Here is a 16434-nt window from a genome sequence, read left to right on the forward strand (position 1 = left end):
TCAAGCCTGATAATGCCTTAGCTTTTTTGGCCCGCTACCGGTTCCGCAAAGGAAATTCCGCAGCCGCCCAAACCGCAATAACCGTCCGGGTTTTTGGCCAAGTACTGCTGGTGCTCTTCCTCGGCATAGTAGAAGATCGGTGCCGCGGCGATTTCCGTCGTGATAGCGCCGAAACCGGCCGCGCTTAGGCGTTGTTGATATTGTCGTTGACTGGCGAGTGCTTCGGCGAGTTGCTGTTCGGTGTAACAGTAAATGGTCGAACGATATTGGGTGCCGACGTCATTGCCCTGGCGCATGCCTTGCGTGGGGTCGTGCGACTCCCAGAAGACCTCGAGCAAGCGCTGAAAACCGAGCAGGGCCGGATCGAATACCACCAAGACGACTTCGGCGTGACCGGTCAGGCCGGTGCAGAGCTCTTGGTAAGAGGGGTTGGGCGTAAATCCGCCGGCATAGCCGACGGCGGTGGCGTAAACGCCGGCTTGTTGCCAGAACTTTCGCTCGGCGCCCCAAAAGCAGCCCAGGCCGAAGACGGCTTGTTGCATCGCTGGCGGAAACGGGGGATGGAACAGGTTGCCGTTAACGTAATGCCGACTGCCGCTGGCAATCGGATTGGGGCGGCCCGGTAACGCTTGTTCCGGGCTGGGCATCGCGGATTTTTTAAACAGAATAGACATGGTGGGCATCCCGTGGTCGAATCAAAGCATGGCGGGGATTATAATCCCGTCTCGATTTGGATAGGTTTCGGAACGATATGACACAACAAGATTGTTTAAGGCGGTTTCTATTTGAAGAAGCCGGTGCGCGTGGAGTATGGGTCAGGTTGCAACACAGCTTGCAACAGGCCAAGCAGCATCAGTCTCTGCCAAACGACGCGGTTGACGCTCAATTTGGACAGGCGCTGGCGGCGGCGGTGCTGTTGTCGGCGACTATCAAGTTTAAGGGCGCGTTGATTCTGCAAGTTCAGGGCGGCGGCGATCTGCGCGCGCTGGTCGCGCAAGCCAACAACGAGCGGAAGATTCGAGGGCTGGTGCGCGCCCAATCCACGGTAAACGGCGCGACTTTACGGGAAATGGCCGGCGACGGCGGTCGGCTGGTATTGACTGTGGAGTCCGACGCTGGGGAACCTTACCAAGGTATCGTCGCGGTCGCTGAAGACAGTTTGGCCGAGGTGCTGACGACCTATTTTCGACAATCGGAGCAACTGGATACCCGCCTGTGGTTGTTCGCGAATCGCACGCACGCCGCCGGCTTGCTAGTGCAAGCCTTACCCGGAGAAACCGCCGATAAGGCTGATTGGGAGCGGTTGGAAATCCTGGCCGCTACCGTCACCGCCGAAGAACTGTTGAGTCTGGAATGCGAGGAGATTTTGCATCGCTTATTCCACGAGGAACAGGTCAGGCTTTACGAACCTGAACCGGTGGCATTCCAATGCAGTTGCTCGCGGCAAAAAATTGCCGGCACTTTATTTGCGTTGGGACGGTCCGAGTTGGAGGCTATTTTGCGCGAGCGCGACGACATCGAAGTCGATTGCCAATTTTGCGGAGCTCAATACCGCTACGACAGAGTCGATGTCGAGCATTTACTGAACCATTCGGCGGCCGACAGTGGCCTCCCGTCGCCGACCCGGCACTGAGGACGCTATGAATAAAGTGACCCGTATTTTCCGATTATTTCTGGCCTTTGGCTTGCTGTCCACGTTGACCGGCTGTTTGCACTGGCTGCATGCCTATCAAACCTATTTGCAGATGGACGAATTCGACCGCTATTTCGCGGTCACGTCCAAGGACGATTTCACCGTGCATTTCAAGGAGCCGAAGTTGCTGAGCCAGGATTTCGTGTCGCTAGCCAAGCTACATGCCAGCAGCGAGGAGAAACTTGGCGACGGCAAAAAATGGCGCTATTGGTTTCGCAAGATCGACAAGGACAGCAAGCCGATCAATCCTGAAATCAGTTTTTATCTGGATCTGGCATTCAACAAAGACGACAAAATTACCGACTGGACCTTTTCCAATTTGTTTCTACAGATTGCGCCGCCGGAGTTTTTGGAAGCGTCGTTCCGGTCGTTGGGTGGCGCCGAAATCAACGAGGAAAAGCAGCAATTGAAAGCCAAGGCCGACCAGATGGAAAAAATCGCCGCCAAATTGCCGAAAAAAGCCACCGTGGTTAAACAACTGGGTGAACCGCTGGACGTCGAGAACGAAGACCAGCAGGAAATCTACAAATACCACTTCCGGCTGGATGCCCGCGACATTGAGGAAGGTTATGAAGATCGCGCGTTGAGCGAGGTGCGTCTGACCTTCGACAAGGCCACGTCCGAACTGGTCAAGATGTCCGGGCGGTTCGCCGGCTTGAAAATTTCGATTAACTATCGCAACTTTCAGGACGAAGACGAAAAAAAGGTAGCCGGGCTGTAAGCGGCTAGCCCGGCGCGAGCGTAGGAACCCGCCGCGCCGGGCCGCAATCCAACTAGACGCGGGTTTTCAAAATCGCCACGGCCGGCAACTCCTTGCCTTCTAGGAATTCCAGAAACGCGCCGCCGCCGGTGGAGGTGTAGGACACCTTATCGGCAATCGCGTATTTGTCGATGGCCGCCAGGGTATCGCCGCCGCCGGCAATCGAAAACGCCGGGCTTTCGGCAATCGCCAACGACAGCGATTTGGTGCCTTCGCCGAATTGGTCGATTTCGAATACACCGACCGGGCCGTTCCAGACGATGGTGCCCGCGGTTTTCAAAATCTCGGCATATTGCTTGGCGGTTTCGGGTCCGATGTCCAATATCAGGTCGTCGTCGGCCACGTCGCTAACAGCTTTCACTGTCGCCGCGGCGGATTCCGAAAATTCCTTGGCGCAGACCACGTCAACCGGCACCGGAATATCGGCGCCACGTTGCTTGGCGGCCGCGATCAGTTTTTGAGCTTCACCGATCAAATCGGCTTCGTACAACGATTTGCCGACGTTGTAACCGGCCGCCGCGATGAAAGTATTGGCGATGCCGCCGCCGACGATCAGTTGGTCGACCTTGGTGGACAAGGATTCCAGCACGGTCAGCTTGGTCGAAACCTTGGAGCCGCCGACGATGGCGACCAACGGATGAGCCGGCGTTTCCAGCGCCTTGCCCAGCGCGTCCAATTCGGCGGCCAGCAGCGGACCGGCGCAAGCGATCGGCGCGAATTCGGCGACCGCGTGAGTGGACGCTTCGGCGCGATGCGCGGTGCCGAACGCGTCCATCACGAAAATATCGCACAGCGCCGCCATTTTCTTGCCCAGATCCGGATTGTTTTTCTTCTCGCCTTTATTGAAGCGGACGTTTTCGCACAGCACCACTTCGCCGGCCGCGACATCCACGCCATCCAGCCAATCTTTCACCAACCGCACCGGTTTGTCGAGCAATTGCGAAAAACGTTCGGCGACCGGTTTCAGGCTGGAAGCTTCGTCGTATTCGCCTTCGGTGGGACGGCCCAGATGCGACATCAAAATCACCGCCGCGCCACCTGCCAAGGCCTTTTCCACGGTCGGCACGCTGGCTTGGATGCGCAAATCGCTGGTGACTTTGCCGTCTTTCACCGGCACGTTTAAATCCTGGCGGATCAACACGCGCTTGCCTGCCAGATCCAGATCGACCATTCGTTTGATAGACATAAGCTCTCCTTTGTGTGTAATAGTGCCGCTATTATAAAGTGTAACCGGCGCCGGCCGAATAAAAGTCGTCGTCCCGACGGAGGCTTGGACTATATTTGCAATCCATTGCCCTCTTACGCGGATAGATTCATGGCCAAAGCGTTAATTTTTGCGGTGATCGGCTGGCTGGGCGTCTGGAGCGCAAGCTCGCTGGCGCAAGCGCCGGCGACCGACGAGATTCAGGTGCTGATCGACGTGTCCGGCAGTATGAAGCAAAACGACCCGCATAATTTGCGAGTCGAAGCCACCCGTTTGCTGGTCAACTTATTGCCGGACAATACCAAGGCCGGTTTACGTTTATTCGCCGAAAAAACCGAAGTGCTTTCGGTCAGCGATGCGGTTTCGCCCGGCTGGAAGCAGCAAGCCGGTAAGGCTACCGCGAATATTCACTCGCGCGGACTCTACACCAATATCGAGGACGCGATAAAAGCCGTCCTGGACGGCGGGTTTGCGGGAACGGGAAATAAACATTTGATTTTACTGACCGACGGTTTCGTCGATATTTCCAAGGACATCATGGAAAGCGCCGATTCACGGGAGCGCATCCTCAGTGAATGGATACCGCGCTTGCAGCAAATGCGGATCAAGGTGGAGACGATCGCGTTGTCCGGCCAGGCCGACAAGGAATTGCTGCAACGCCTGGCGGGCGAGACCGGCGGTTGGGCCGAAGTCGCCGAATCGGCCGAACAGCTACAGCGGGTCTTCGTCAAGATGGCGCAAAAGGCCGCGCCCAAGGACAGTCTGCCGTTGGCCGGCAATCGCTTCGCGGTCGATGCCAGTATCAAGGAGTTTTCGGTGCTGGTGTTCAAGAAGTCCGGCGCGGCGCCGACCTTGTTGTGGTCTCCGGGCGGCGCCAAACTCGGCAAACAGAGCGCGTCCGGCGACGTGTCGTGGCTAGAGAGCGCCAATTACGATCTGATTACGGTGAGAGAACCTCAGGCCGGCGAATGGCGCCTGGACGCCGAGGTGGACCCGGATAACCGGGTCATGATCGTCACCGATTTGAAGTTGCAACTGGGCGAGTTACCGAATTTCTTAACCGAAAAACAGGGCTTGACCGTCAAAGCGCATTTTACCGATGGCGACCAATTAATCGACAGGGCGGATTTTTTAGCGATGCTGACCTTGCAGGCTACCTTGGACCAGCTGGCGCCGGCCAATATGGCGGAGACCGGTGAGCCCGGTCACTTCGGTTGGAACGCGCTGAATCCGGGGCTTGGTAAGCATCTGCTACGGGTGGTGGCCGACGGCAAGACTTTCCGGCGGGAAATCGTCCATGAGTTTGAAGTGGTGGCGGCGCCAATCACCGTCGAAAAGCAGATCGATATTGCCGCGCGCCGGGTCACGCTGAGCTTGGTGCCCGACGCCGCGGTGCTGGACACGGCCGGAATGTCGGTCAATGTCAGCATCGGCCGCGCCGGTCAAGCGGGCGAATCCAGGGCATTGACCGGCCACGACGGGCGCTGGGATTTGGTTTTGGCCGACCTGCCGGCCGGCGGGAGCACTCAAATCAGCTTCAGCGTCGCCGCCCGTGGCAAGGACGGTAAGGCGTTGGAACCGCTGGTCCCGCCGGTGACGATCGACGACAGCTGGTTTGTCGCCGAGCCGCCGGTTGCCACGGCACTCCCGAATGAGTCGGGCCCGACGGATGGCGCGGAGCATGGCGAACACCAAGCCGAGACCAACGGCGAGAGCGATGGCGAGGACGTTCACGGCGAGCCGACGAGCGAAACCAATTGGTGGCTGGTCGGCGGCGTCGTACTGGCTCTGAACCTGCTGATCGCCGGGATCGGGTACTTCGGTTTTCGGGCCTTCAAACAAGCGCAGCGTCGCAAACAACAAGCTTTATTGGAGAGGTTGGCATGATTCAGCTCGACTCGGTCGTCGTGGTGCTGATGGCGGAAGCCTTGGTGGTATTAACGTTGCTCCTGGCGGTGTTGTTTTTCCTGTCTCGGAGCCGGCGGGGGCGGGAAATGGCGGAGGTCGATCGTTTCATCGATCAAATGGACGAGCAGAGTTTGGTCAAGCAGCATAGGATGGAGCAATTTCTTGCTGAAGATTGTGGCTTGCCGGTCGAAACGGTCGAGTCGGTGTTGGCGGCGGTACTCAAGGCCGAGCGCGCCTTGTTCCAGCAAATATTTCGTTTGTTTTTGCAGAGGGATCTGGCGACGCTAGCCGACATCGAGCGAAAAATCGACGAATTGGCCGAACCTTACCAGAATTTGTTGGCCGATCGCGTCGAGTCGGTAACCGGCGCCGCTGGCCAAGTCGATAAATTGGCGGGCCTGGAAAGGGTTAACCAACAGTTGGTGCGGCAACTGGATACCGCGATGAAAACCATCGACGAAATTTCCGCGGAATATACCCGCGTGTTCAGCGGCAATCAGACCGCGCTGGAATTGGAAAACAGCAGTAAGAAAATGTTGCAAGTGTTCGCGGAAGCCGAACATAGCATCCGAGTCAACGTCTCCGGAGAGCGCGAGAAATAACATGGACGAGTCGTTACTGGTCGTGGTGTTGGTCAATCTGCTACTGGTGCTGTTGATCATTCTGATCGCGCTGATGCTTGCGGCTTGGCGCAAGCGTAAACAGAGTCAGGTCGAACTGGAGCATTTGTTGGACGACATCAAGGACAGGCAAGGCCAGCGTAGCGATCAAATGGCCGCGATGCTGGTCGGCAAATATCGGCTGGATCGGCAAAAGGCGCGGGAGTTGTCCGAAAACCTGATTTTGGCTGAAAAACAGTTTTTGCACGGTTTTTTTGAACAGCAAATGCAACAGCAAGCGGTCAGCGGTTTTTATGACGGTTTGTGCCGCTTGCTGAACAGTTATCTCAGTTCGATGCCGGGTTCCGAGGCGGCCGAATCGCTCGGGGATGAGGCGCCGGACGACGAAAGCGAGCCAGCGCAAGAACCTGCCGACGATAAAGACAAGCCCGCCGCCGCGAATCCGCCGCCGGACTGGGGCGACGTGTTCGATTGAGCTTTTTGAGAGCCACGTGATGACGAATATTTATATCATTGCCGAAGCCGGCGTGAATCATAACGGTGACTTGGACACGGCGATCGCGCTGATCGACGCTGCGGTGGCGGCCGGCGCCGATGCGGTGAAATTTCAAACCTTTAAAGCCGACAAACTGGTGACTAGTGCCGCCGGCAAGGCGGCCTATCAGCGGGAAACCACCGATGCCGGTGAGAGCCAACTGGCGATGTTGCGCAAACTGGAGCTCAAATACGAATTTCACGTCGGCTTGCGCGATTACTGCATCGAACGCGGCATTGAGTTTTTATCGACCGCGTTCGATTTCGACAGTTTGGCATTCTTGGCCGGCGAAATCGGGGTCAGTCAATTGAAAGTACCTTCCGGCGAAATCACCAATGGTCCATTTTTGCTGGCTCACGCCCGGACCGGCAAAGCGGTGGTGCTATCCACCGGCATGGCGACCTTGGGCGAGGTGGAAACGGCGCTCGGCGTGCTGGCTTTCGGCTTCTTGGGTTGGGAGCGGCCGAGTTTGGCGCGGTTTCAGCAAGCTTATGGCTGTGACGCCGGCCAGGCGGTGCTAAGAGAACATGTCACGTTGTTGCACTGCACCAGCGAGTATCCGACGCCGCCGGAACACGTTCAACTGCGGGCGATGGATACTTTGGGACAAGCGTTCGGCTTGCGGGTGGGCTATTCCGACCATACCGAGGGATTGGCGGTGCCGATTGCGGCGGCGGCGCGCGGCGCGGTGTTGATCGAAAAGCATTTTACGTTGGATAGGGGCTTGCTGGGGCCGGATCATCGGGTATCACTGGAACCGGCCGAACTAAAACAAATGGTGGCGGCCATTCGCGCCGTCGAGTTGGCTTTGGGAAGCGCCGGAAAAATTCCGCAACCGGTCGAGCTGCAAAATCGCGATGTAGTCCGAAAAAGCCTGGTGGCGGCGGCGGATATTGCGGTTGGCGAGTCATTCAGCGTCGAAAATTTGGCGGCCAAGCGGCCGGGTACCGGCCTTAGTCCGATGGAATATTGGCGGATGTTGGGGCAAGCCAGCCCGCGCGCCTATCAAGTAGACGACTTGATTTCATGAAGTTGCCGGTGGTTTTACTCGGTAGCGGCGGGCACGCCAAGGTTTTGCTGGACATTTTGCGGCGTCTGGATTCGGACATTCTAGGCGTTACCGATCCAGTCAGGCGGCAAGGCGACCGATGGTGCGACCTTCGCGTCATCGGTGGCGACGAGGCGGTTGCCGCCCATGGCGTTGAAGAGATTTGCTTGGTCAATGGCGTCGGTTCACTGCCGCGCGACGCTGGCACGCGGTCTCGACTTTTCGAGGTATTCGCCGAGCGGGGTTACCGCTTCGCTAAGGTCATCGACCCGACGTCTTTTTTGGCGGGGAGCGTGGAACTGGCGGATGGCGTGCAAGTCATGGCGTGCGCCATTATTCAGGCGGGCACGCATATTGCTGAGAACTCCATCGTAAACAGCGGTGCCATCGTCGAGCACGACTGCGTGATCGGCCGGCACGTGCATATCGCGCCGGGCGCGGTTCTAAGCGGAGGCGTCGAAATTGGCGACGGTACCCATGTCGGCGCCGGCGCGGTCGTGATTCAAGGAATTCGCGTGGGCGCGGGTAGCGTGTTGGGCGCCGGCAGCGTCGTGACGCGCGATGTCGCGGTCCGGCAAATTGTCTATCCGGCCCGATCGCAGCTCAAGGATATGGAACCATGAAACAGCATTGGCAGCAGGTAGTGATAGGTCCGGAGGCGACGCTACGGACCACGATAGAGGTGATCGACCGGGGCGCGCTGCAAATCGCGTTGGTGGTGGATGATGGCGGGCGCCTGGTCGGCGTGGTCACCGATGGCGACATTCGCCGAGCCTTGATTCGGGGTCTGTCGCTGGAGCATGCGGTCGGCGAAGTGATGAACAAACGGCCCAAGGTGGCCAGCGAGACGGACAGCAAAACCCAATTGATTGCGGTGATGGAGGGGCATCATCTGTATCAGTTGCCGGTGGTCGACGAGCGAGGCCGAGTGGTGCGCTTGGAATCGTTGCAGGCGTTGTACAAGCAGCCGGCTTTTCCGAATCCGGTGTTTTTGATGGCGGGGGGATTCGGCAAACGGCTGCGGCCTTATACCGACGATAGGCCGAAACCCTTATTGGAAATCGGCGGTAAGCCGATTTTGGAAACCATCATCGAAAATTTCGTGAAATCGGGTTTTCGGCAATTCTATATCGCGGTGCATTACCGGGCCGATCAGATCAAGGAATACTTCGGCGAAGGCGAGCGCTGGGGGATTGCCATTCGTTATATCGACGAGGTCGAGCCGATGGGGACGGCCGGTGCGATCGGGTTGCTGCCGGATGATTTGCCGGACGTGCCGTTGATCGTCATGAATGGCGACATATTGACCCAGATCGATTTTTCGCGGTTGTTGGCTTACCACAACGAACAGCAAGCAATTGCGACGATGTGCGTCCGCCAGTACGAGTATCAAATTCCTTACGGTGTGGTGATGCTGGATCAGCAACGGATTATCGGCATTGAGGAAAAGCCTCTGCAGAGCTGTTTGGCCAACGCCGGAATTTACGTACTCGATCACAGTTTGATTACGAGTATCGCCGGGCAAAAAACGTTGGATATGCCGACGCTGTTTAACCAGCAAATCGCGCTAGGCGAGACGGTGTCTATGTTTCCGGTCAACGACTATTGGCTGGATATTGGTCGGGAAGCCGATTTCTTGCGAGCGCAGGGCGAATTCGCCAAATATTTTTGATGACGAAGGTTAAAGGATTTCAAATCGGGGCCGATACATCCAGCGAGTTTGAAAACAAACCTTTTTTTCGTAAATCAACCAAAACAAACAATTCCGGCGGCGGCACAGTTTTCGGATTTTGGAGGGTAACATCATGGCAATGGTAATCAACACAAACGTAGCTTCGTTGACCAGTCAAAGATTCTTGAGTAATACCAACATGTCTTTGCAAACCTCAATGGAGCGCTTATCTTCCGGTTTGCGGGTGAATTCCGCGAAAGACGACGCCGCCGGTTTGGCGATCAGCGATAAGATGACTTCGCAAATCCGCGGTATGACCGTGGCGGTGCGTAACGCGAACGATGGTATTTCAATGGCGCAAACCGCCGAGTCCGGCATGGGCGCGATCACCGACACCCTGCAACGGATGCGCGATTTGGCGGTTCAAGCAGCCAACAGGGCGGCGGTCGGTTCATCCGACAGAGAGAAACTGCAAACCGAATTCAAGCAGTTGGGTTTGGAGATGAAGCGTATCATCCAGAATACCGAATTCAACGGAAAGAAAATTCTGAACGGGTCGTTGAAAAACGCCAATTTCCAAGTCGGCGCGAATACCGCCACCGACAACCAGGTTTCGGTCAACGTATCGGATTTAGCCACGGTTAACAGTTTGAGCGCATTGTTCGGCACGAAATTGTCAATCGGATCAATGGCAAATTCGGGTAACGTCAGATCGGCAATCACGGCGATTGATACCGCGATCAAAAAGATAGATACTTTTAGGTCTACATTGGGTGCGATTCAAAACCGGTTCACAACGACGATTGCCAACTTGAACTCGTCGATCGAGAATCAAAGCGCGGCAAGGTCCCGGATCCTGGATGCCGATTTCGCGACAGAGACATCGAACTTGAGCAGACAGCAAATTCTGCAACAGGCGGGTACCGCGATGTTGGCGCAAGCGAATCAGTCCACGCAAAATGTATTGAGTTTGCTCCGGTAGTTTGGATAGGAAGATTGCGCCCCATGGCGCAATCTTTCCTTTAACACTGACAACATAGGGTGAGCATCATGAATAGTGAAATTTCAAATGTGCTGAAGCTAGCCCCCTTGACTGGTGTGAAAACCGATAAGCAAACGGATGATAGGTCGTTTTCCAGCGCTAGAACCGAGACGAATCAAGCCGGTTCGGCGGTTTCCGCGTTGCAAAGTGATTCAACGGCGTCTTCTTTGAATTCGAAACAGGACGAGGACAAGCAGACCGATACTAAAGTGACATTGGATACGGTAAAGCAGGCCGCCGATCAAGGCAATTCGCTGTTGCAAGCCGTAACCCGCAATCTGCAATTTAAAGTGGACGACTCGACTCAAGAGTTGGTCGTCAAGATTGTCGATAGCGAAACCGGCGATGTGGTAAGGCAAATTCCGTCGGAGGAAATGTTGGCGTTTATCAGGCGATTGCAAGAGTTGGAAGGGCATCAAGGTTCGGTCATTCAGGACCGGGCATAGCGTGGGATAGTGGCGGTTCTTTGAGGAGGGTGTCATGAGTATAGTTTCCACGACAGGTATTGGTAGCGGTATCGACATTACTTCGTTGGTTTCTCAGCTGGTAACCGCTGAAGGCCAGCCGGCCTTTAACGCCATCCAGCGCCAGGAAGACGCCGCCAATACCCGATTGAGCGGCTTGGGTACGTTAAAAAGCGGCTTGTCGGACTTCCAGACGGCGCTGGCTTCGTTAAAAGACGGCAGTGTCTTCAAGACACATACCGCCACCTCCTCGGACGAATCTATTTTGAAGGTAACCGCCGGCTCCTCGGCGGTTACCGGTTCTTACGCGCTGGAAGTCACCCAGCTTGCCAAGGCTCAGAAGTCGATTGCCAAAGCCGAGTTTGCCGATATTACGACCACGACGGTCGGTACCGGCACTATGTCGTTTACCGCGACCTCGGGGGCGACATTCAACCTTACGGTCGACAGTAGCAACAACACCCTGGAGAAAATGCGCGATGCGATCAACAGTGCATCGGGCAATAGTTTTGTCAGCGCCAGCATTGTCAATGTTGATAATGCCGCCGGGACTGGCACGGTTTCCAAGTTGGTGTTGACCGCCAAAAACAGCGGAACCGCGAATGGCTTTACCGTCGGCGGTAGCGATAGCGATGGCAACGACGCGGATGCTTCCGGGCTGTCGCAGTTATTCTCGACGAATTTCGACAATCCTTCGGTGGCCCAGGACGCGATTATTAAGGTGGACGGACAGACCGCGACGCGGAGCAGTAACACCGTCACCGACGTTTTGCCGGGCGTGACGCTCAATCTACAGTCGCAGAAGCCCGGAACTTCGGTCAATGTAGACATCGGTGTGGATAAGGCCGCGATTACCAAGTCGATCAACAGTTTCGTTACCGCTTACAACAAACTGCACACCACCACCAAAGATCTTGGCAAATACGGTGGCAGTACCGACGGTAGCGGCGACGGCAATGGCGCGTTGATTGGCGACGCGACATTACGTTATGTCACAAGAGAAGTGCGGCAAAATACGACCTCGGTGGTTTCGTCGGCGACAGGTAATTACAACTCTTTAGCGTTGATTGGCGTCAAGATTGACAAAGACGGCGTGATGTCGTTGGACAGTACCCAGTTGGACACCGCGCTGGCGGCCGATTTCGATTCGGTCAGCGATGTATTTTCTTCCAGCGACGGCGTTGCGACCCGCTTGGACTCGACGTTGACCGAGTTGTTGCAGTCGGGAGGAAGTTTGGATACTCAACAAAGTTCGCTGAAAAAACAGTTAACTACGTTGGAAGACAGACGGTCGGACGTGCAAGTTAGACTGGATAACTACGAGAAATCCTTGCAAAAGCAATTTACCGCGATGGATGTGCTCGTCGGGCAATTTAACTCAACAGGTTCATTTTTAACTAGTTGGATCAATAACTTATAAACCGGAAGGGGGATTCCCATGTATGTAGATGCCCATAAGAAAGGTGCTAGGCAATATGCCGATGTGCACACTTCCAGCGGTCTGGGAGAGGACTCGCCGCATCGATTGATTCAAATGTTGATGGAAGGTTTCCTGGCCAGAGTCAACTCCGCGAAAGGCGCGATCGCCCATCATGACATGGAGGCGAAAAGTATCTATATCTCAAAGGCGATCGGCATCGTTGGTGGCTTGAACGAAGCGGTGGATTTGGAGCGCGGCGGCGAAATCGCCGCCAATTTGCGTCAACTATATGACTATATGAATATCCGGCTACTGGAAGCCAGCCGGGAAAACAGCGAAGACAAGCTAAACGAAGTGGCGACATTGATGCGCGACATCAAAGAAGCTTGGGATGCGATTGCTTAATGTCAACTAGCCCGCGCGTCGATTTCCTGGCGTGGCAGGGGCGTCTGGAGCAGTTTAACGCCGCTATTAGAGACCACATAGCCCAGGCGGAATGGGAAAGCCTGTCGGTTTTATTGAACGAGCGGCAGGCGTGGTTAGAAAAGCTGGCAACGATGCCGTTGGCCGAATCGGAAAAACCTCGGGTCAAACAGTTTGCGCGGACCGTGGCTGAACAGGACGGCGAGTTTCTAGCGCAGATCGAACAACTTCAATCTCAAGCCAAGACGAATCAATTGGCTTTCGAAAAAGGCAAGCGGGCGCTACGCGCTTATCGCGCTGGTTAAGCCTGCCAGCTTATTATAAAACTAGCAAATCCGACTTCCACGAGAGTTTGGAAAAAACCTTGGCTTGGAGTTGAATTGCTTGCGCTCCAGTCCCGCCTATCGCCACTGCTCGTGGATAAGCGCATTCTTTGTCCTATCGAAACGCTAAATCAGCTTCCCTTGTGACCCAGACCTTCACCATCCGTCGCGTGGCTAAATTAACTATTCATGCATAGCCTGTCGTGTATACGGCAAGGTTACACATACCCAGCGGGTGGCGTGGGTGTTCAACGGTTTTTTGGGGTTTTGATCTTTTTACGTCGCTCTCTGGCTGGTGGCGCTTTGGCGTGTCGTCAAAAAAATGTCGCCGTCCGGCGATGGCGGCAAGCAAAGCGGCAAAAATTCGTTGCCGGTTCGGTTCGATGTTGGGTGTTTTATGAAGTGATGTTTGTTATATTATTGAAAATAATGTAACTTTTTTTGTTGGCATGGAAAGTGATTGAAACTGGGTGGCGGCAAACATGCCTACTTCATTCAGGATAAACCGGGAGAACGATCATGCCATCATCTATGGTCATTAATACGAACATCGCTTCGTTAAACAGCCAAAAGTTTTTAAGCAGGACTAACGACAGTTTGCAAACATCGATGGAGCGTCTGTCCTCCGGTCTGCGAGTCAACAGCGCCAAGGACGATGCAGCCGGCTTGGCGATTGCCGATAGAATGACATCGCAGATTCGCGGCATGACGGTCGCGATGCGCAATGCCAACGACGGCATTTCGATGGCGCAAACCGCGGAGGCGGGGATGGGTACCATCACCGAGACCTTACAGCGCATGCGCGATCTGGCCGTGCAAGCGGCCAACCGGGCGGCGGTGAGTACCGAAGACCGGCAAAAATTGCAGACGGAATTCAAGCAATTAGGCGCCGAGGTCAAGCGTATCATTCAAAATACCGAATTCAACGGCAAGAAAATTTTGAACGGTTCGTTGAAAAACGCCAATTTTCAAATTGGCGCCAATACCGCGGCGGACAACCAAATTTCGGTGACGGTCTCGGACTTGGCAACCGTCAACAGCCTGAGCGCCTTGTTCGGCACTAAATTGTCGATCGGTTCCGACGCGACCTCAAACAACGTTCGGTCCGCGATTAACGCCATCGATACCGCAATTCGAAAAGTTGACGTATTCCGCTCCAATCTGGGTGCGATCCAGAACCGGTTTATGACGACGATCTCCAACTTGCAATCGTCGATCGAAAACCAAAGCTCCGCGCGTTCGCGGATTATGGATGCTGATTTTGCTTCCGAAACCTCGAATTTGAGTCGGGGCCAAATCTTGCAACAGGCGGGAACCGCGATGCTGGCGCAGGCCAACAAAGTCACGCAAGGGGTGTTGCAGTTGTTGCAATAATGCCGGCTTGAGTTTAGCCGTGCATTCGGGATAATGGCCGGCGTGCCTAATAACCGGGGTTCCAAACATGAAACAGGCCGAACAAGGATCGGAAGAGCAACGCTTGGGACCGTTATGCGTTAACGATTTCGGGGAACGATATTATTACAACCTGAATCGGCACGGCTTTGATAAAGTCAGCGCCGAGGCGTTATTCGATACAAAGTTCGGTAAGACTCTGTTCGAGGAAGATGCGTTAAACGTGATAATCGGTACCGATTCCGGCTTACTGCTGCGCTATCTGCAAACCAAGCCGCTACCTAACGGAACCCGCTATCTGTTTATCGAACCGGAGTCGGTGTTAACGGCGCTCGAGGCCGACGGCCTGTTGGACGATTTGGACGAACGGTTGGCTTGTATCGCGATGCGCGATTGGGCGGAAGCGATCGGCCGCTTTAAAATCACCGACTATTTCTATATCGATGCGGTTAGGTCGTACAACGCAATTTGCGCACAGGACGACTATATCGAGGAATACGCCGAACTGAGTTGGCATGTTACCGAGCTGTTGTCGCAATTGCATTGGCAGACCAGCGTCGAACTAGGCGCCGAGGCATTCATCGCCCGGCAGATCCATAATATCGCCGACAACAAATTGCCCGCCAAATTGTTGGCGGGGGCTTTCGCCGGCAAAACCGTGGTCTTGCTGGCCGGCGGCCCGTCCTTGGATGGCGCGCTGTCGTGGGTCAAGGCTCATCGCGACCGTTTGGTCGTTTTTGCCGTTTCCAGGATCGCCCGGCAGTTGTTACAAGCCGATCTATATCCCGACTTCATCTTCTCGGTAGATCCCACCGAACTCAGCTTCGACATCAGCAAGGAAATGCTGGAGTTCGATGAGCGCACCGTTTTCGTCTGTTCCCATCATACGGTGCCGACGCTGTTAAACCAATGGCGCGGCTTGGCCCTGTACTTGGGTGACCGCTTGCCTTGGACCAGCGATCTCAATTGCCCCAATCTGGAAAGCGTTGGACCCACCGTGACGAATACCGCGCTGCAAGTGGCCTACCGGTTCGGCTTCCGACGGATCGTGCTGGTTGGCGTCGATTTGTGTTTCACCCGCGACGGTTTTACCCACGCCAAGGGCAGCAACGAAGCCTTGGCCGGGCCGCGCTTCAATTTGACGTCGCTGCAAGTTCAGACCAACGCCGGTGGCATGGCGCCGACCAGCTGCGACTTCGCTCAAGCGATACACTCGCTGGCGTTGCAAGCCCGCCATCTAACCGCGGCCGGTTGCGAAATTATCAACGTGTCCGAGCATGCCGCCAAAGTCGACGGTATCGGCTATTTAGCGCTTGAAGAACTCGATTGGGTGCAAACAGCGGCCGATGTGGCCGGCATTGTTCAAAGTCGCCTGACGGGTGCCGGCGAGGAAGCCGCGTATTACGCCAAGGCCTTGGCGGATTTGCGTAGAGCGCGGTTTCAGATTCGATCCATCGCCAAACTGGTGGAAGATGCTCGGCGTATTAACGACGCGATGTATAACGAGCACGGCGTGATTGGTGAATACAAGGACAAGCAGAAGCTCGATAAAATCGAGAAAAAGCTCAAGCGCGAGCACCGCCACTACAGCCGCTTGGTGAAGAAATTTGGCATACGTCGCTTCATCAAACTGGCCAAACCGTTTACGGATCAGGATTGGACGGCGCAAGAGGCCAAGCAACTTGGCAATGTGTTTTACGATGCCTATCGTGACGGCGCGGCCAAATTATTGCAGTTGATCGAAGCCTCGATGGATAGAGTGTTGGCGAGGCAACAGGAGTTGTCCCCCCATCCGGATTTTAGCGTTTTGATTGCTCAAACTCTTAAAGACCGCAGTTTTGGACGCGTCCGAATATGGCGCCAGCGTTTTGGCGCCGAGCAAATCCCGGCGACGCTGCAAAATGAGTTGGCCGAACTGGACAGGAGCTAT

General features: G+C 55.3%; 17 protein-coding genes. 15 read left to right on the top strand and 2 right to left on the bottom strand.

Annotated features, from left to right (window positions below):
• Positions 1 to 17: 17 nt before the first annotated feature.
• The gene (gene msrA / locus AC3B8H_RS00525) at positions 18 to 674 is read right to left on the bottom strand and encodes a peptide-methionine (S)-S-oxide reductase MsrA (protein ID WP_488439673.1); all 657 of its coding nucleotides are present in this window, start codon (positions 672 to 674) and stop codon (positions 18 to 20) included.
• Positions 675 to 751: 77 nt separating this feature from the next.
• Here msrA and hslO point away from each other — a divergent pair, with 77 nt between their 5' ends.
• Together hslO and AC3B8H_RS00535 are read left to right on the top strand one after the other, a co-directional pair.
• Positions 752 to 1633, top strand: coding sequence for an Hsp33 family molecular chaperone HslO (hslO, locus tag AC3B8H_RS00530; protein ID WP_488439674.1), 882 nt, complete (start codon positions 752 to 754; stop codon positions 1631 to 1633).
• A 7-nt stretch (positions 1634 to 1640) separates the two neighbouring features.
• The gene (locus tag AC3B8H_RS00535) at positions 1641 to 2414 is read left to right on the top strand and encodes a hypothetical protein (protein WP_488439675.1); all 774 of its coding nucleotides are present in this window, start codon (positions 1641 to 1643) and stop codon (positions 2412 to 2414) included.
• A gap of 52 nt (positions 2415 to 2466) precedes the next feature.
• Here the strand turns inward: AC3B8H_RS00535 and AC3B8H_RS00540 are convergent, their stop codons facing one another.
• A complete protein-coding gene (locus tag AC3B8H_RS00540) occupies positions 2467 to 3639 on the bottom strand; it encodes a phosphoglycerate kinase (RefSeq protein ID WP_488439676.1) in 1173 nt (390 codons plus the stop codon).
• 129 nt (positions 3640 to 3768) lie between these two features.
• On the opposite strand from AC3B8H_RS00540, the gene AC3B8H_RS00545 reads away from it, so the two are divergent.
• The 13 genes from AC3B8H_RS00545 to AC3B8H_RS00605 all read left to right on the top strand — a co-directional run.
• Entirely contained in the window at positions 3769 to 5544 is a 1776-nt protein-coding gene (locus AC3B8H_RS00545) for a VWA domain-containing protein (protein WP_488439677.1), read from the top strand.
• A complete protein-coding gene (locus AC3B8H_RS00550) occupies positions 5541 to 6167 on the top strand; it encodes a hypothetical protein (protein WP_488439678.1) in 627 nt (208 codons plus the stop codon). The genes AC3B8H_RS00545 and AC3B8H_RS00550 overlap by 4 nt, the downstream gene beginning before the upstream one ends.
• A 1-nt stretch (position 6168) precedes the next feature.
• The gene (locus tag AC3B8H_RS00555; protein ID WP_488439679.1) at positions 6169 to 6660 is read left to right on the top strand and encodes a hypothetical protein; all 492 of its coding nucleotides are present in this window, start codon (positions 6169 to 6171) and stop codon (positions 6658 to 6660) included.
• 19 nt (positions 6661 to 6679) lie between these two features.
• Positions 6680 to 7750 (top strand): N-acetylneuraminate synthase, encoded by a 1071-nt coding sequence (gene neuB, locus AC3B8H_RS00560; protein ID WP_488439680.1) that lies wholly within the window; start codon positions 6680 to 6682, stop codon positions 7748 to 7750.
• Entirely contained in the window at positions 7747 to 8391 is a 645-nt protein-coding gene (locus tag AC3B8H_RS00565; RefSeq protein WP_488439681.1) for an acetyltransferase, read from the top strand. The genes neuB and AC3B8H_RS00565 overlap by 4 nt, the downstream gene beginning before the upstream one ends.
• Complete coding sequence (locus AC3B8H_RS00570; protein ID WP_488439682.1) at positions 8388 to 9440, top strand: nucleotidyltransferase family protein; 1053 nt, start codon at positions 8388 to 8390, stop codon at positions 9438 to 9440. Before AC3B8H_RS00565 ends, AC3B8H_RS00570 begins: the two co-directional genes overlap by 4 nt.
• 139 nt (positions 9441 to 9579) lie before the next feature.
• Complete coding sequence (locus AC3B8H_RS00575; RefSeq protein ID WP_488439689.1) at positions 9580 to 10422, top strand: flagellin N-terminal helical domain-containing protein; 843 nt, start codon at positions 9580 to 9582, stop codon at positions 10420 to 10422.
• A 68-nt stretch (positions 10423 to 10490) separates the two neighbouring features.
• On the top strand, positions 10491 to 10928 hold the full coding sequence (locus AC3B8H_RS00580; protein ID WP_488439683.1) for a flagellar protein FlaG: 438 nt from the start codon (positions 10491 to 10493) through the stop codon (positions 10926 to 10928).
• Positions 10929 to 10962: 34 nt separating this feature from the next.
• Complete coding sequence (gene fliD / locus AC3B8H_RS00585; RefSeq protein WP_488439684.1) at positions 10963 to 12366, top strand: flagellar filament capping protein FliD; 1404 nt, start codon at positions 10963 to 10965, stop codon at positions 12364 to 12366.
• Positions 12367 to 12384: 18 nt separating this feature from the next.
• Positions 12385 to 12771 (top strand): flagellar export chaperone FliS, encoded by a 387-nt coding sequence (gene fliS / locus AC3B8H_RS00590; protein ID WP_488439685.1) that lies wholly within the window; start codon positions 12385 to 12387, stop codon positions 12769 to 12771.
• Positions 12771 to 13094, top strand: a complete 324-nt coding sequence (gene fliT / locus AC3B8H_RS00595) for a flagellar protein FliT (protein WP_488439686.1) — start codon at positions 12771 to 12773, stop codon at positions 13092 to 13094. The genes fliS and fliT overlap by 1 nt, the downstream gene beginning before the upstream one ends.
• A 537-nt stretch (positions 13095 to 13631) precedes the next feature.
• A complete protein-coding gene (locus AC3B8H_RS00600; protein ID WP_488439687.1) occupies positions 13632 to 14486 on the top strand; it encodes a flagellin N-terminal helical domain-containing protein in 855 nt (284 codons plus the stop codon).
• 67 nt (positions 14487 to 14553) lie between these two features.
• On the top strand, positions 14554 to 16434 hold a 1881-nt coding region (locus tag AC3B8H_RS00605; RefSeq protein ID WP_488439688.1), incomplete at its 3' end, for a motility associated factor glycosyltransferase family protein.

This window comes from Methylomonas sp. BG-2, assembly GCF_057766305.1.

Bases quoted from the DNA above. Each gene is read 5' to 3' on its own strand.
- msrA (WP_488439673.1), bottom strand. From the start codon at position 674: ATGTCTATTCTGTTTAAAAAATCCGCGATGCCCAGCCCGGAACAAGCG.
- hslO (WP_488439674.1), top strand. From the start codon at position 752: ATGACACAACAAGATTGTTTAAGGCGGTTTCTATTTGAAGAAGCCGGT.
- AC3B8H_RS00535 (WP_488439675.1), top strand. From the start codon at position 1,641: ATGAATAAAGTGACCCGTATTTTCCGATTATTTCTGGCCTTTGGCTTG.
- AC3B8H_RS00540 (WP_488439676.1), bottom strand. From the start codon at position 3,639: ATGTCTATCAAACGAATGGTCGATCTGGATCTGGCAGGCAAGCGCGTG.
- AC3B8H_RS00545 (WP_488439677.1), top strand. From the start codon at position 3,769: ATGGCCAAAGCGTTAATTTTTGCGGTGATCGGCTGGCTGGGCGTCTGG.
- AC3B8H_RS00550 (WP_488439678.1), top strand. From the start codon at position 5,541: ATGATTCAGCTCGACTCGGTCGTCGTGGTGCTGATGGCGGAAGCCTTG.
- AC3B8H_RS00555 (WP_488439679.1), top strand. From the start codon at position 6,169: ATGGACGAGTCGTTACTGGTCGTGGTGTTGGTCAATCTGCTACTGGTG.
- neuB (WP_488439680.1), top strand. From the start codon at position 6,680: ATGACGAATATTTATATCATTGCCGAAGCCGGCGTGAATCATAACGGT.
- AC3B8H_RS00565 (WP_488439681.1), top strand. From the start codon at position 7,747: ATGAAGTTGCCGGTGGTTTTACTCGGTAGCGGCGGGCACGCCAAGGTT.
- AC3B8H_RS00570 (WP_488439682.1), top strand. From the start codon at position 8,388: ATGAAACAGCATTGGCAGCAGGTAGTGATAGGTCCGGAGGCGACGCTA.
- AC3B8H_RS00575 (WP_488439689.1), top strand. From the start codon at position 9,580: ATGGTAATCAACACAAACGTAGCTTCGTTGACCAGTCAAAGATTCTTG.
- AC3B8H_RS00580 (WP_488439683.1), top strand. From the start codon at position 10,491: ATGAATAGTGAAATTTCAAATGTGCTGAAGCTAGCCCCCTTGACTGGT.
- fliD (WP_488439684.1), top strand. From the start codon at position 10,963: ATGAGTATAGTTTCCACGACAGGTATTGGTAGCGGTATCGACATTACT.
- fliS (WP_488439685.1), top strand. From the start codon at position 12,385: ATGTATGTAGATGCCCATAAGAAAGGTGCTAGGCAATATGCCGATGTG.
- fliT (WP_488439686.1), top strand. From the start codon at position 12,771: ATGTCAACTAGCCCGCGCGTCGATTTCCTGGCGTGGCAGGGGCGTCTG.
- AC3B8H_RS00600 (WP_488439687.1), top strand. From the start codon at position 13,632: ATGCCATCATCTATGGTCATTAATACGAACATCGCTTCGTTAAACAGC.